This window comes from Spirulina sp. 06S082, from assembly GCF_034932145.1.
GTDB lineage: Bacteria > Cyanobacteriota > Cyanobacteriia > Cyanobacteriales > Spirulinaceae > CCY15215.
The window spans coordinates 1-14,310 of the sequence record NZ_JAYGHV010000038.1 but is presented as its reverse complement, the minus strand read 5'-3'; the positions used below and the strand labels follow the sequence as shown (position 1 = coordinate 14,310).

At 40.7% G+C, this 14,310-nt stretch carries 15 protein-coding genes; 10 read left to right on the top strand and 5 right to left on the bottom strand.

Translation table 11 applies throughout. From position 1 onward, the window contains the following. Positions 1-1,694 (bottom strand): iron uptake porin (locus VB714_RS05020; protein WP_323221795.1); only part of this gene is annotated, 1,694 nt, incomplete at its 3' end. A gap of 118 nt (positions 1,695-1,812) precedes the next feature. Continuing rightward, positions 1,813-2,589 carry an SDR family oxidoreductase gene (locus VB714_RS05015; RefSeq protein WP_323221793.1) on the bottom strand — a complete coding sequence of 259 codons (777 nt, stop codon included), beginning with the start codon at positions 2,587-2,589 and terminating at the stop codon, positions 1,813-1,815. Positions 2,590-2,663: 74 nt separating this feature from the next. Here VB714_RS05015 and uraH point away from each other — a divergent pair, with 74 nt between their 5' ends. The 4 genes from uraH (at position 2,664) to VB714_RS04995 (ending at position 6,526) form a co-directional block, all read left to right on the top strand. Then, positions 2,664-3,026, top strand: a complete 363-nt coding sequence (gene uraH / locus VB714_RS05010) for a hydroxyisourate hydrolase (RefSeq protein WP_416309607.1) — start codon at positions 2,664-2,666, stop codon at positions 3,024-3,026. A gap of 3 nt (positions 3,027-3,029) precedes the next feature. Beyond that, a complete protein-coding gene (gene uraD, locus VB714_RS05005) occupies positions 3,030-3,530 on the top strand; it encodes a 2-oxo-4-hydroxy-4-carboxy-5-ureidoimidazoline decarboxylase (RefSeq protein ID WP_323221790.1) in 501 nt (166 codons plus the stop codon). A gap of 148 nt (positions 3,531-3,678) precedes the next feature. Next, the gene (locus VB714_RS05000; protein ID WP_323221787.1) at positions 3,679-5,454 is read left to right on the top strand and encodes a M61 family metallopeptidase; all 1,776 of its coding nucleotides are present in this window, start codon (positions 3,679-3,681) and stop codon (positions 5,452-5,454) included. Between the two features lie 109 nt (positions 5,455-5,563). Continuing rightward, positions 5,564-6,526, top strand: a complete 963-nt coding sequence (locus VB714_RS04995) for a M48 family metallopeptidase (protein ID WP_323221785.1) — start codon at positions 5,564-5,566, stop codon at positions 6,524-6,526. Between the two features lie 26 nt (positions 6,527-6,552). On the opposite strand, the gene VB714_RS04990 is transcribed toward VB714_RS04995, so the two are convergent. After that, positions 6,553-6,699 carry a hypothetical protein gene (locus tag VB714_RS04990; protein WP_323221783.1) on the bottom strand — a complete coding sequence of 49 codons (147 nt, stop codon included), beginning with the start codon at positions 6,697-6,699 and terminating at the stop codon, positions 6,553-6,555. Here VB714_RS04990 and VB714_RS04985 point away from each other — a divergent pair. Beyond that, on the top strand, positions 6,688-7,980 hold the full coding sequence (locus tag VB714_RS04985; RefSeq protein WP_323221781.1) for a hypothetical protein: 1,293 nt from the start codon (positions 6,688-6,690) through the stop codon (positions 7,978-7,980). The two genes, VB714_RS04990 and VB714_RS04985, sit on opposite strands and share 12 nt — an antisense overlap. Positions 7,981-8,048: 68 nt before the next feature. Next, positions 8,049-8,336 (top strand): DUF427 domain-containing protein, encoded by a 288-nt coding sequence (locus VB714_RS04980; protein WP_323221779.1) that lies wholly within the window; start codon positions 8,049-8,051, stop codon positions 8,334-8,336. A gap of 38 nt (positions 8,337-8,374) precedes the next feature. Here the strand turns inward: VB714_RS04980 and VB714_RS04975 are convergent, their stop codons facing one another. Then, positions 8,375-8,941, bottom strand: a complete 567-nt coding sequence (locus VB714_RS04975) for a Uma2 family endonuclease (RefSeq protein WP_323221776.1) — start codon at positions 8,939-8,941, stop codon at positions 8,375-8,377. Positions 8,942-8,996: 55 nt separating this feature from the next. Between VB714_RS04975 and VB714_RS04970 the strand changes: the two genes are divergently transcribed. Genes VB714_RS04970 through VB714_RS04955 form a run of 4 tightly spaced genes read left to right on the top strand, consistent with a single transcriptional unit; the run spans position 8,997 to position 12,431 of the window. Further along, positions 8,997-10,034 carry an ABC transporter substrate-binding protein gene (locus tag VB714_RS04970; protein WP_323221774.1) on the top strand — a complete coding sequence of 346 codons (1,038 nt, stop codon included), beginning with the start codon at positions 8,997-8,999 and terminating at the stop codon, positions 10,032-10,034. A gap of 39 nt (positions 10,035-10,073) precedes the next feature. Further along, positions 10,074-10,853 carry an ABC transporter ATP-binding protein gene (locus tag VB714_RS04965; RefSeq protein WP_323221772.1) on the top strand — a complete coding sequence of 260 codons (780 nt, stop codon included), beginning with the start codon at positions 10,074-10,076 and terminating at the stop codon, positions 10,851-10,853. A gap of 52 nt (positions 10,854-10,905) precedes the next feature. After that, positions 10,906-11,769, top strand: coding sequence for an ABC transporter permease (locus VB714_RS04960; RefSeq protein WP_323221770.1), 864 nt, complete (start codon positions 10,906-10,908; stop codon positions 11,767-11,769). 41 nt (positions 11,770-11,810) lie between these two features. Then, on the top strand, positions 11,811-12,431 hold the full coding sequence (locus VB714_RS04955) for a Uma2 family endonuclease (RefSeq protein ID WP_323221769.1): 621 nt from the start codon (positions 11,811-11,813) through the stop codon (positions 12,429-12,431). 11 nt (positions 12,432-12,442) lie between these two features. On the opposite strand, the gene VB714_RS04950 is transcribed toward VB714_RS04955, so the two are convergent. After that, positions 12,443-13,975 carry a type II CAAX endopeptidase family protein gene (locus VB714_RS04950; RefSeq protein ID WP_323221767.1) on the bottom strand — a complete coding sequence of 511 codons (1,533 nt, stop codon included), beginning with the start codon at positions 13,973-13,975 and terminating at the stop codon, positions 12,443-12,445. Positions 13,976-14,310: the final 335 nt, after the last annotated feature.

The window sequence follows — 14,310 nt, the reverse complement described above, 5'->3', positions numbered from 1 at the left end:
ATAAAAGGATTGCTACTAAAGTTATTAGCACCAATCACACCGTAGATAGATAGGACAATTGAAATATTATCGGTGATGGGGAAAAAGTAAGTGGCTTCCATGTTAAATTCTGTGCCGCCATCTCCATTCCCCGATATGATGAATTCTCGCCCTGAGATAATGTTCAAAGGAACAACAAAAGAAAGCGTTCCTAAAGCTCCTTGTTTCCCTAGATCCGGAAAGGCCAACCCAAATTGAAAGGATTGCATCGAAATATCACTTTCACTGCGGCTTGCACTCCTTGGTGTTAAATGAGCAGTGCTGTAAGTATAGCGTCCGAAAAGACCAAACTTATCTGTTATCGTCCAGTCGAAATTGAAGAGAAAATTATGCGTGAAAGTATCTTTAAGTTCGCCACCAAATCCATCATCAACAAATCCTCGTCCTGCATTAGTTAGTCTTCCTGGAATGACTGAACCAGGAGGTGTGGCTAATAGTAGACCGCGATCGTAGGCAACTCGAATCGTAGCGCGATCGCTCACGTGCCAATTCAATTGGGCGGTAAGATTAGAGAATTTACCCAAAGCATCTAAGAATTCTCCACTTTCTGCATTGTCAGAGAGATAGGCAAAACGCAATTCCAATTGAGAACTGATTTTCCAATCGACTAATACACCGGATCCGCGATCGGGATTGAGAAATAAAGGTGAAATAAGGGAATTAGTCATTGCTGCTCCATTTAAAAAACCCGTGTAGAGATTTTCATCAAAAGCACGGAAAGAATAAATTTTTGGAGCAACGGTAACAACAAGAGAGTCTCCAATGGGAAACTTATAAAAGAGTTCTAACAGAGCTAAAGAATTATCAGGAATGGGCCCGACAGGATTCGTTTCTAGAACATGAGTCCCAAAAGTTCCAGAAAAATTTGCAGAAGCGTATTGAAGTTGAGGGGGATCGGTATTGGTTTCTAACAAGTTAATGATTAAAGCATCTCGACCGGTGAAGGAGCTTGCAAAAGTGATTAAATTAGCTTTGCTGACGTTAAATTCTGGCGCATCGGTCACAATATCAACAACAGGTTCATTCGTCGTGGCATCTCGGGAGGCAATTCGGAAACGACCTCCAGGTGGGAGAGTTCCTTCTGCTTTGACACTATCTCCGGAAGCGAGCATCAGCGCAGGACTAATGAAAGCTGCCCAATTCAGTTTGGTCGTTGTAGAAAAAGAATTTTCTTCCAGTTGAGTGACGCGACTTTCGAGGGCATCCACTCGAGTCCCGAGAGTTGCTAGTTCGATCGCAAATTCGCTTTGCAGTCGTTGCAGAGTTGCAATATCTTCTTGTAGGGCTAAATCTGAGGTGGTTTTTGCCAGAATATCTTCAAGACGGCTGGTGAGGGCGTTTAAGGCTGCAGCGAATTCGTAGCGAGAGAGAACGCGATCGCCACGAAAGGTTAGATCGGGGTAGCCGGCAATAATCCCGTAACGCTCCATTAGAGAGTTTAAGGCTTCGTAAGCCCAATCTGTCGGTTCTACATCGGAGAGTTGCTGAACTGAGGTTAATTCTGCGAGGGGATCGGTTTCCAGACTATCGATCGCTTCACCATCAATGGAATCGATGGGGAGAATCTCGATGGCGATCGCGCTACTTGCAGTACACAGGGCGAAGCATAAGGCGATCGCACTTGATTTTGACAACATCTCGCAAAGTTTGAACATGGGATATTGAGAGTTAAGAATTTCCTTCTTACCCTTCATAGCAAATCAAATCATTTAGGACAAGATTTTTCCTCTTTTTTATATTCTTTTCTGACAAAAAACTAGGGCAAGAAATATCTTATTTTTTTTCCATAGACTTTTGCGATATTTTTAACACGGTTTTTCGCGGTAGAAAAGGGAAAACCCAATTCAATATGAAACTCAGCGATCGCTCGTTAATTTTCACTAACTTGCCTTTCATCATCGCTTCATAACCGCACCGCGCAACGGACTCGGGGGATGCGGCATTATCCCACAACGAGTTTCCTTCGAGATTTCCTGCCGCAACGAAGCCAGTGGCAACAGCACCGGGACAAAGCGCCGTTGAGGTAATATTAGTATCGGCAAGTTCTTGGGCGATCGCCTGAGAAAATGAGAGTACGAAGGCTTTGGTGGCGTAATAAACTGCCTGTAGTGGTCCGGGTAAAAAACCTGCGGTGGATGCCACGTGCAGAATCCTTCCAGAATTGCGATCGACCATCCCTTGCAAATATAGATGCGTGAGGTTAACCAAAGACACCATATTCACCTGCATCATGGCTTGGTCTTTTGCGCGATCGCGTTCGTGGAATTTTCCGTGACCGCCAAAACCAGCGTTATTGATCAGGATATCAACTTGTATCCCCGCCGCTTCCGTCGCTGCAAATATTTGTTCGGCAGAATCGGGTTCTGCTAAGTCGGCGACAATGACTGTTGCTTTGATACCATGGGCTTGCTCTAACTCCAATTTTAACTGGTTAAGCGCATCTTCACGACGGGCAACCAGTACAATATCCCCACCTTTTGCAGCGTGCAATCGAGCCAGTTCCGCACCAATGCCACTCGATGCACCCGTTACCAATGCGGTATTTCCCATTTTCTCTCCTTGATTTAATTTAATAGTAAAATTTGTTAAACTTGCACCCAAGTCAACCCTAGCGCTTAATTGAAATTATGGGCAAACTCACGACTCACGTTCTCGATACAGCCAATGGTTGCCCGGCTGCGGGGATGGCGATCGCATTATGGCAGATCGATCCGGACTCTAATACAAAGACTCTATTAAAACAAATTGAAACCAACTCTGATGGACGCACGAACAACCCTTTATTAGTTGAGGCAGAATTAAAAATGGGTGTTTACGAATTAGTCTTTGCAGTTGCGGCATATTTTCAAAGCAAAGGCGTAGAAATGCCCGATCCTCCTTTTTTAGATAGCGTTCCCATTCGCTTTGGCATTAGCGATCGCCATACCCATTATCACGTTCCTTTACTCACTTCACCTTGGTCTTATAGCACTTATCGAGGAAGTTAAGATATGTCTTATACGATCGCAGAACTTAATCAAATGAGTCAAGAAACCTTTACAAATGTTTTAGCGGATATTTTTGAACAAACTCCTTCTATTGCGGCAAAAACATGGGAGAGTCTTCCTTTTCAAGATACTAATAGTCTACATGAAAAGATGGTTTTTGTGATGAATGAATTGAGTGCAGAAAAGCAACTTGAATTAATGCGATCGCACCCCGATCTAGGCAGTAAAGCTAAAATGGCAGAAGCATCGGTACAAGAACAAAAAGGAGTCGGTTTAAATTGTCTTTCCCCAGAAGAATTTCAGCGTTTTAACAATCTCAATCAAGCCTATCGAGAAAAATTTGGCTTTCCTTTCCTCATTGCTGTCAAAAATCATACCAAAACCAGTATTCTTGAAGCCTTTGAATCCCGCTTAAAAAATGATGCACAAACAGAACAGAAACAGGCTTTAAGGGAAATTTCCCAAATCGCCTTCTTTCGCTTACAAGATATCATCAAAGAATAATTGATTTTTGCCGTCTCCCGTTTGATGATATACTGCAAAGGAGAATAGGTGCATTGAGACGGAATATTAAGACAGAATCAAACCAAACAGCTTAAATAAATTGTTAAGCTAATTAATGAGCTAAATCGATAAGTTAATTAAAAGGTTAATGACTAAAGCTACAGTTCTTCGCGATCGCACCTCTACAACCACTGCACCCACTCTATCTTACTGCGTTGCCCTGCCAGAACCGCAGAATCATCTATTTGAGGTGACATTGAAAGTTGAAAACTGGCGATCGGATCGGCTTAATCTACAAATGCCAGTTTGGACTCCCGGTTCTTATTTAGTGAGAGAATATTCGCGCCACGTCCAAGACTTTAAAGCCACAACAGGAAACGAGAAACAGAGTCTTCATGTCCGCAAACTGGAGAAAAATCACTGGCAAATCGATACTGAGGATACCACTAGCATAACGGTATATTATCGCATTTATGCTAACGAACTAACTGTACGAACTAATCATCTCGATCGCACTCACGGTTATTTTAATGGTGCATCCCTCTTTTTCTTTATTCCCAGTTGGGAAAATAACCCTTATCAAATTGCGATCGCGCTACCTCATCCCGACTGGCACGTGACGACCAGTTTACCAAAGGTTGAAGGACAAGAAAATACTTTTATTGCCGAAAATTTTGACGTTTTAGTTGATAGTCCCTTCGAGATTGGCCAGCAAATAATCTACAATTTTGAAGTGCTGGGTAAATCCCATCAATGGGCAATTTGGGGAGAAGGAAATTTACACCGCGATCGCCTGATAGAAGATACGAAAAAGATCATTAAAACCGAGGCAAAGTTATACGGGAATTTACCCTATGACGAGTATATTTTCCTCCTACATTTAAACAACGATGGCTTTGGTGGCTTAGAACACAAAAATTGCTGTTCTTTGATTTACGATCGCTTCGGATTTCGTAATAAAGAACGCTATAATCGCTTCCTACAGCTAGTTGCTCATGAATTCTTCCACCTCTGGAATGTAAAGCGCATTCGTCCTAAAGCCCTAGAAACCTTCGACTATACTCGCGAAAATTATACCACTTCTCTATGGTTTTGTGAAGGAGCAACAAGCTATTACGACACAATCATTCCCCTTTGGGCAAAAGTCTACGATCGCAAAACCTTTTTTGATACCATCAATAAAGATATTACTCGTTATTTGCAAACTCCAGGACGCAATGTACAATCTTTAAGCGAATCGAGTTTTGATGCTTGGATCAAACTCTATCGAAGACATCCCAATAGCGATAATTCTCAAATCTCCTATTATTTGAAAGGAGAAATGGTATCTTTCCTACTCGATCTTCGTATTCGTCGCAAATATAAGAATGAGCGATCTTTGAATGATGTGATGCAAATCATGTGGGAGAAATTTGGCCAAGAGGAAATTGGCTACACTCCGCAACAATTGCAAGCAGTAATAGAATCCGTTGCTGAAGAAGATTTAAGCGACTTTTTCCACAAGTATTTACAAGAAATGGGTAAATTACCATTTAATGAATATCTATTACCTTTTGGCTTAAAAATAGAAAGCGTTCTTGAGAAAAATCCCTATCCGTATTTAGGCATTAAAACAGTTATAGAGGAACAAAAAACTAAAATTCAATTTGTTTGGGATCATTCCCCTGCGGCTAAAGTCGGGATTGATATTGGTGACGAACTTTTGGCGATTGATGGAATTCGAGTAACTCACGATAATTTAAACGAACGCTTGCGGGACTATCAAGCCGGAGATGCGATCGCACTAACAGTATTTCATCAAGAAATATTACAAACCTATCAAGTTATACTCGATGAACCCGAACCCATACGCTATCAAATTGTACAAATTAAATCTTCAACCTCTGCGGCAAAAGAACTATTAGAAGGCTGGTTGAATAGTTGATAGTTGATAGTTGATAGTTGATAGTTGATAGTTGGAAAAAATAACTGATTCGATCGCCCCTATTATTGATTAAATTAGAGATAACAGCCAAAATATGGGGAAAATTTCCATGCCGACTTATCCCGGAATATCTAGCGAAGCCTTTAAACACCCTCTCGACTACCAAGCTGAAACCGCCCTCCGCAGGGTGCCGGGGTTCGATCTATTAGCCAAGAATTTTGTCGAATATTTTCACGAACGTCCTTGGCTCATTAATTTATTGGGAAATAGCATTCAAGTCGGTCCTCGCCAATATTCTACACTTTACGGTATTTTTCGCGAATGCGTTCGAGATTTAAGTGTGACGCACGAGCCTAAGCTATTTGTTACCCAAAATCCCCAGGTGAATAGTTTCTCTTTGGGTCGAGATCATCCTTGTTTGGTAGTGCATTCCGGTTTATTAGACTTGCTCAATGAAGCAGAAACTCGCACGGTTATCGCTCATGAGCTAGGACATATTAAGTGCGATCATAGCGTCCTCTCGCAAATGGCAGTTTGGGCAATGCAGGCAACACAATTTTTAGGGGATGTCACCTTTGGTTTGGGTAATATTTTGAGTAGCGGTCTGATTGTTGCCTTTTACGAGTGGCGACGTAAAGCGGAATTATCAGCCGATCGCGCCGCATTATTGGTGATGGATGACCTAGAACTGGTAATGCGAACTATGATGAAGGTGGCGGGAGGGGTGCAAAAATATGCTCACGAATGCAGTCTCGATGAGTTTATTCGCCAGTCGGAAGAATATCAGGAACTCGATCGCGATGAATTGAACCAAGTTTACAAATTTCTCATTTATAACGGCGGTCAAGGGGTTTTCTTTTCTCACCCTTTTCCTGTAGAACGTTTGCATTATTTGCAGGAATGGGAGCGATCGGAACAATATCGCCAGATTCGTCAGGGGAACTATAAAAATGTGACTCGAGAAGGTTCTGTCAATGTTTCTACTTCTGATTCGGAGAACGAAATCGAGACGCTACAACGTCAGATTCGGGACTTAGAAGAGAAAATCGCACGGGTTAAAAGACAATCGTAATCTAGAGAGGCGATCGCTACAACTTGTCATCGCGATCGCGATCGCGGAAAATACGGATAGCGATCGTAGCAAATTTCAGCATTTTGTCTCATAGTTACTCCTGTAATCTCAGGTTGCGATCGTCCGGCTCGAACAACTAATGAGGGATACGGACGCAGAATATGATCTACCAATTTTTCTTAGAAACTGTTCGTTACTTTGCACCAGAGGACGCTTTAATTGAATTCAAGCGTTTATTCTTCGATTATCAATCAACACCTAATAATATTGACGCATTTACCGACCTTTCTCGCATTTTGTCGGAGAACGATCGCGAGGAGTTTGTCAATACATTAAAGCGCTGTTGTTATATTCTCATTAACAATTGGGAAACAAAGAGACAATCCTCTCCTATCTGTCTATTAGTAGAAAGTTTTGCCGATATTAATTTTACGGTTCGACCAACACATAAGAGAAATACTCGTCGCTTAAAGTCTTGGTTGAAGTTTTTTCTTGAAAGCCCAGGCTATCAAGAACTTCAACTTTTTATCTCTAGACACAATACCGATTCTCCTCAACAACATTGGAGCAATCGCTACACTTCTTATTTATTAGTTTCCCAGTATAGCGATTCGAGTAATTCTCCGGAACAGCGAGAGGCCGCAAGAGTGCTTTGCAAACAGTTAAAAGATAGCTTTAAATTCGATCTGGCTATGTATACAGCACGTTCGGAATTAGAACACCAACATCCTACTAAGGTCGAGAATCCGACGGCTTTGGGGGTTAATGTTTTACGCTTAATCAAAAAAATTGTAGCGAAACGCGGGCAGTTTAGTCATACTAATTTGGCGCATATTTTTATCAAACAAATTGAAGGCATTAGTTATCAAGAATTTAAAACTGCTTTACTTCATTATTTGATTTACTCTGTCGAGAAACAAACCATTGTTGAAATTCTGAAAACAAATCTCAGTCGCAAACTGGAAAAACTCTATGTTGATAAAGATTATGAGACTGTAAATGAGGCATTAATCCTGAGAACCTGCAATAAAATTTTTGGCTATTTAACTACAGAAGAAGAAAAACAACCTTCAGAAACTTTTGTCTTTTTGCTTTCTCAAGGTAATCCTTTAACGTTGGTAATGGTACTTTTAAAGTTGGTTTTAATTTGTCCTAATTCTCGCACTCATCTGGAAAATCGTATTGCCGATCTGATTCGTTATTATCAGCAGTTTCCTAACGAAGATAGTCAGTGGGTGGTTAATTTCTTTGAGATTTTTAATATTACTTTTTCCATTTATGCTGATAATGATGTTCAATATAATCTGATTCGCGTCAAATCGAAAAAATCTAACCATTCCGGTGAAGAAGATAATCTTGATGCTTACCGAATTTTCTCTCAGCATAAGGAATTATATGCCCCCACGATCGCAGAGTCTGAGATGAATACTCTTGATGAATATCTTTCTTCTTAAATTTTGTCAGATTTTTCGCGAAATGAGAGATAATAAAGAAGTCATTTTATTGAGATTATGCGATCGCCATGCCGACAGTAACGTTAAACGGAACAATTCTTGCTCAAAGCGACAATTGCGAACAAGTTGAAGGAAATTACTATTTTCCTCCAGACTCCATCAATAAAGACTATTTTACCGAAAGTAATACTCAAACAACTTGTCCTTGGAAGGGACTTGCCAGCTATTATAACGTCGTTGTTGAGGGAAATGAGATTAAAGATGCAGCTTGGTACTATCCTCAAGCAAAGGAAAGAGCAAAAAAGATAGAAGGTTATATTGCTTTCTATCGTAATAAGGTCAAGATTGAATCTTAGGGATGCAATTCGCTCTTTTCGATCGAACGATCTCTCAATTAAATCAGAACTTCATCATAAATCTCTGCTATTGTCAAGGTTAAACCCACCGAATTTAACTCTAAAATATCATCCGCTTCTAAGATTTCGAGAGACCAAATTCCTGCCGCATTCCGTCGATACACTTCTACCTTCATCTCCGTTTGAGAAACGAGGATATATTCCTGTAAACTGGGCAAAGTTTGATAATTTAACCGTTTTTCTCGCCGATCTAAACTTTGAGTGGAAGGGGAAAGCACCTCAATAATTAAACAGGGACGAGTTTTATAATATTTTTCCGTATCTTGGCGATCGCAAGTCACCATGACATCGGGATAATAAAAAATATCCGCCGTATTTTGAGCCATAGGCATATTGACTTTCATATCTGACATGAAAGTTTTACAACCACTCCCACGTAAGCGAAAGTTTAAGAGACTAGCAATATTGAGGGTAATACGGTTATGTTCTTCGCTACCACCAGACATGGCAAATATTTGACCACCAAGATATTCATGGCGAATATTGCTCGTTTTTTCGCCTTCAAGATAGTCTAGTGCAGAAATAAACGCCGTGGATAGTTTCATGATTTTGTCCTATGTTAAGTTAAATATATTCGTTAAATGTCCGCAAAATTACCCGATGAAAGAAATTAATTGGAAGCGCCGTCAATTCATTCGCTATAGTTCTCTTGCACTGACTGGAACAATGCTTGCTGCTTGTGGCGATCGCGTCTCTGAGTCATCGCCAAAAAAGGAAGAGAAATCTGGCCTCGATCGCGTCGTCTATGGTACAAATTGGTACGCTCAAGCGGAACATGGGGGATTTTATCAAGCGATCGCCACGGGTATTTATGAAGAATATGGCTTAGATGTGACAATTAAAATGGGAGGCGCTCAGGTTAATGGTATACAACTTTTAATGTCTGGCGCGATCGACTTTTTTATGGGAGGAGGTTTAGGGACGCTTAAAGGGGCTGAAGAGGGCATTCCTATTGTTGCCGTTGCTGCTATTTTTCAGAAAGATCCCCAAGTGTTGATTTCTCACCCTGATATGGGCATTAAAACATTAGGAGATTTAAAAGGTAAACCGATTTATGTTGCATCGGGTGCCAATATAACTTATTGGCCATTTCTCAAGGCAAAATATGGTTTTACTGACGATCAAAAGCGTCCTTATAACTTTACTATTGGACCTTTTTTACTCGATAAAAATTCCTCTCAACAAGGTTATTTAACTTCGGAACCATTAAAAATTGAACGAGAAGGTAAATTTAAACCCCTTGTTTTTCTCCTTGCGGATTATGGTTATACACCTTATGCAACGACGATTGAAACTCGTCGGGAAATGATTGAAAATAATCCTGATTTAGTACAAAGATTTGTGGATGCTTCGATAAAAGGATGGTACAGTTATCTCGAAAATCCAGAACCTGGAAATCAACTGATTAAGAAAGATAATCCAGAAATGACCGATGAACTAATTGCCTATAGTCTTGAAAAAATCAAAGAATATGACATTATTTTGTCTGAAGAAACCAAAGAAAAAGGAATCGGTTTAATGACTGAAGAACGCTGGAAAACATTTTTTGATACAATGGTAGATGCTGGCATCTTTAAACCAGATACTGATTATCAAAAAGCCTTTACTTTAGATTTTGTAGGCAAAGCATTAGAATAGAATATATTGATAGCTACTCGCCAAGAATTAATAAATAATATGGAAAAATATCCCGTATTAACCCTCGATCGCATTACCAAAACCTACCCTAATAATACTGTCGCTGTCCAAGATTTGAATTTACAAGTTTGTGCCGGGGATTTTGTCAGCTTGGTTGGGGCTTCAGGGTGTGGAAAAAGCACCGTATTGCAACTAATTTCAGGCTTAGAGCCAGCAAGTTCGGGGAATATGTTATGGGGTGAGAAATATAGCGATATAACCCAAAGTAAATTGCGCGATCGCGATCTCGCCTTTGTTTTTCAAGAAGCATCCCTCATGCCTTGGGCAACAGTAAGAGATAATATATACTTGCCATTAAAATTAGCGAGAATTCCTAGCAATAGAAGCAATATTTTAGTTCGAGAAGCGATCGATCTCGTCGGTTTAACAGAGTTTGAAAAATGCTATCCTCGCGAACTTTCTGGAGGCATGAAAATGCGCGTTTCTATTGCCAGAGCTTTAGTTACGCAACCGCAAATCTTGCTGCTGGATGAACCTTTTGGGGCATTAGATGAACTAACCAGAGAAAAGTTAAATAGCGAACTTTTAACACTTTGGCAAGAAAAAAATTGGACGGTTATTTTTGTCACCCATAATATTTACGAAGCAGTGTATTTATCTAATCGAGTTTTGGTGATGTCATCTCATCCCGGTTCTATTTTTGCTGAAATTCCCATTTCTGCACCTTATCCTCGCAGTGAAGATTTTCGGACTTCGACGATCTGTAATGAATATTGTCGGCAAGTTTCTCTTAAATTACGAGAAGCAATGCAATCTTGAATAATTATTTCTAATTATTTCTTTGTTTGACTCAGTTCTTTTGATAATTGCTATGAAAACATCTCCTCAATCTATAACAAAACCAGAAGTATTAACAAATTCTGTTTCGTCGCGTTTCTCCGGCGATCGCCTTTTTCAAAAAATTCTTTCTCCCGATATTATTGCCCCTATTATTGTCGGTATTTTGGCCATATTGGGTTGGGAAGGATTTGTGAGAATTATGGAGTTACCTACTTATTTATTGCCAGGTCCTTTTTTAGTCCTGCAAACTTTAATTCAAGATTGGCCAACTCTTTTTCCGGCTCTTTTAATCACTTTACAAATTACAATTTTTGCTTTTTTAGCTGCAACAGGATCGGGGCTTTTTATTGCTATTTTATTTGCCCAGAGTAAATGGATCGAACGTAGTTTTTTTCCCTATGCTGTCATTTTACAAACCACTCCTATTGTGGCGATCGCGCCTCTCATCATTATGTGGTCGGGAAATAATACTTTTGCGGCTTTAGTAATTTGTGCCTGGATCGTGGCTTTTTTCCCCATTGTTTCTAATACGACTTTAGGATTAAATAGCGTCGATCGCGATTTACAAAATGTTTTTAAACTCTACAAAGCCTCGCGCTGGCAAACGTTAATTTATTTGCGCTTACCGAGTGCATTACCCTACTTCTTAGGAGGATTGCGAATTAGTGGTGGTTTATCGTTAATTGGGGCAATTGTAGCGGAATTTGTGGCTGGTACGGGGGGATCGCGATCGGGTATTGCTTATCAGATTCTGATGTCTAGTTACAATCTCCAAATCCCGCGAATGTTTGCCGCATTATTAATGACAACGGTGTTAGGTGTTCTGATTTTTGTTGCTCTTACTTTTCTATCTGAATATTTATTAAGAAACTGGCATGAAAGCGCGATAAAATGATATAATGTTTTCCTAGTTATAACTATCTTGGAATTAAAGTAATGGTTGCAACTCCAATTCTCTCTCCTCCAAAAGAATCTGTAGAAAAACCTTTAGAGAATTTTCAAGAAAAATTTCAAGAGAATTTTCAAACAGAATCTGTAGAACAAGTTTTATCTTTACAAGAATGGCTCTTAGAACCCATTGAGGGGACGGAATGGGTCAATAGTCAAATTATTGAGAAAAATTACATGGGTTCTAAACACGGTCGCATTCAGGCAAAATTAGCAGCGTATTGGTTTAACTACAAAAATTCAAGCGGCCAGGGTGGAGAGGTTTATACTGAAACAGCCTGCCGAACAAATGAGCAAGGTCGCCGTCCCGATTTGGCTTATCTCACCCCAGAACTTGTCACTCAATTTGAGGAGTTTACCGCATTATCTCAGAGTTTTATTTTAGTTGCTGAAGTTGTTTCGCCAACCGATCGCGCTGAAGATGTATTTGCTAAAGTAAAGGAATATTTAGACTCGGGATGTGAGGAAGTTTGGGTTATTTTTCCTGATAGTCAATGGGTGATTACAATTACAAATGAACAACAGGTTTTTTATCGCAGTGGGGAAGAAGCAAGAACCCAAAAGATTCTTGCAGGATTTGCGATCGCCGTTGATGAATTACTCGCTTAATCAAACAATATTTAAGTATTGCTGCCCAGAATAAATAAACTGAGTAAAGTACCGCTATTCCAAAGACTGTGGAGAAGAATAGATGCAAGGAGATTGCGCGATCGCGCATAAACAAATCCTAAAATAATTCCCAACACCGTTAAAGGTAAAACTTCTGCAAGGCTTAAATGCGCGATCGCAAAGATTAAACCACTAATGCCGATCGCTCCCCAAACTGGAACATAACGAGTGAGAGAAGGGAGTAAAAAGCCGCGAAACATAATTTCTTCAAAAACAGGTGCAGCGAGAGCAGCAGTAATCCAAAAAAGGAATAAAGCCCAGCGATCTTGTGCTTGTAATGCTAAAAGAATAATCGGATTTCCTCCCCCTTGTCCCTGCCAAATTTGCTGATTAACTAGGGAAACAATCAGCACTAAAGGAACCGCCACAAAATACCCCCCCATTCCCCAAAGAACCCATTTACTCAACCATTGAAAGCGAAACCAACCTTCAGGAAGCGGGAAAAAAGAACGAATGGAAAAATAGAGAACGCTGAACCCTCCCATCGTCATCAATAAATAGGTAATGAGAATATAAAGCGCCTTTTCTGCCAAAGAAAAAGCAGCAATATTTAAGCCAAGTAATGCGATCGCCAACGGTATAACCAACGGTAGAATCAACTGGGAGAGGGCAAAAAAGCCCACGATTAAAACTTGCCATGTTACCTCTCCATCCCAAGCTACTTCCCAACCTTTTGCACTGGTTCCCAGTAGCGATCGCTCTTTTTGTAGAATCCATTGTGCTAACAAAACAAGCAGCAAGCTAATACCAAAAACTCCACCCACGATCGGAATTCCCGCAATAAAAGCGAGTTTTACGATCGCCCCTTGGGATATAGCCTCTTCTTCAGCTTGCAGGGAAGATAGCGCTTTTTCTTGTTGCGTACCTTCATATAATCGACTTAAGGCTTGAAAGCGAAACCAGCCTTTGAGGTTGTTTTGTAGGGTTATTTCCGCATCTGAGGCAATATCCATTGGTTCTTGCCATAATCCTTGTAGGGTGCCGACAGTATTCGCAATATTAAAGGATGGCGATCGCCCCTGCACATTCTGCCACGTTTCTCGCGCTGTTTTGAGTTCCCCTCTTGAGGCTTGCAGAATGCCTACGTTAACATCTAATTCATCAATTTCGCGATCGATCTGGGCGATCGCCTCTAAGATTTGATTTTGTTGAGGAGTTTCGACAAACTCGACAGCTTGTCCGCGATCGGGGGACGATATTTCAGGTGCTAATTGTGCTTGCAGTCGATCGCGATTTTGTTCGACCTCCTTTTTCGCCTTTTCATATTGTTTTTGCGCCTCAAGATAGGTATCCTTTCCCAATAAAGCTGTTAAGCGATCGCCTTGTTCTGTTGCAAACTCGGCTCCGTGTAGGACGAGATCGGTTTGAAACAACTGCAAGCGGCTTTGGACTTGCGGTTCGTTCCAACTCGCCCCCAAAGAAAGAAAGATTTTTGCGATCGCAAAAACCGTTAAAAAGAGCAAAATTAAGCGTTTTCTGGTCATATTAGTTGTTTGTTATTTATTCTCGATCGCTTTCTCTGGATCAATAATAAAGCCCGCACTGCATAAAGCAAGGTGCGGACTTTGGGTTAATTGAAGGAGGAAAAAGAAGCGCGATCGCCAGATTGCAAATATTGTGCTTCTTTTTCAGGCAATTTGAATTTACTGAACGGGAATACTGTCTAAACCTTGGAAGATTTGAACGTCCCCAGCAGGCTCTTCAGCAGCAGGTTCTTCCTCAGCAGCAGGTTCTTCCTCAGCAGCAGGTTCTTCCTCAGCAGCAGGTTCTTCCTCAGCAGCAGGTTCTTCTTCAGCAGCAGGTTCCTCCTCAGCAGCAG